At 45.7% G+C, this 652-nt stretch carries 1 tRNA gene and 1 rRNA gene; both read right to left on the reverse strand.

The annotated features are described in order from the left end of the window. A 23S ribosomal RNA gene (locus tag JHU38_RS12280) occupies positions 1-208 on the reverse strand; the annotation flags it as partial. 186 nt (positions 209-394) lie between these two features. Continuing rightward, a tRNA-Ala gene (locus JHU38_RS12285) sits at positions 395-468 on the reverse strand. Between the last annotated feature and the right edge of the window lie 184 nt (positions 469-652).

Raw genomic sequence — 652 nt, forward strand, 5'->3', positions numbered from 1 at the left:
TTCCTCCGGGTACTAAGATGTTTCAGTTCCCCGGGTTAGCTCCCACGCTCATGCGCGGGTGACCGTCCTTCAGACGGCCGGGTTGTCCCATTCGGAAATCCACGGATCAAGGGCTATTTGCGCCTACCCGCGGCTTATCGCAGCTTATCACGTCCTTCATCGCCTCTGTGAGCCTAGGCATCCGCCATCCGCCCTTCATTACTTTCTTTAATTACTCATACTTTAAGCTGTAGTTTCATATCCAAGAGTCATTCGACTCCCGGATAAATAAGTCGTAAACTCTGTTTACTTTACAGTCTTGCTTGTGTCAATATGTCAAAGAGCGAAAAAAGGTAAAAAAGTAAAAGGGTAAAAAAGTAAAATACTCCGTTCCCTCTGTTTTTTCCTTCTTGTGTGGAGAATAACGGATTCGAACCGTTGACCTCTTGCATGCCATGCAAGCGCTCTAGCCAGCTGAGCTAATCCCCCTCGAGAACATGAATGCGGAATGTAGAATTTGAAATGTTCTGCGTGAAGGGCGAAACGGTGACTTCCGTTTTCGACTTATCACTTCTCATTTCCAATGAATCATTTCTCATTACAGAGGATTCGGGACTACCGATGCCCGGCTTCCTTTTTCTCTTTATCGAAAAAACAGATCATCAGTACAAGA

It is taken from the genome of Prevotella illustrans (assembly GCF_017426725.1).
GTDB classification, from domain to species: Bacteria; Bacteroidota; Bacteroidia; order Bacteroidales; family Bacteroidaceae; genus Prevotella; species Prevotella illustrans.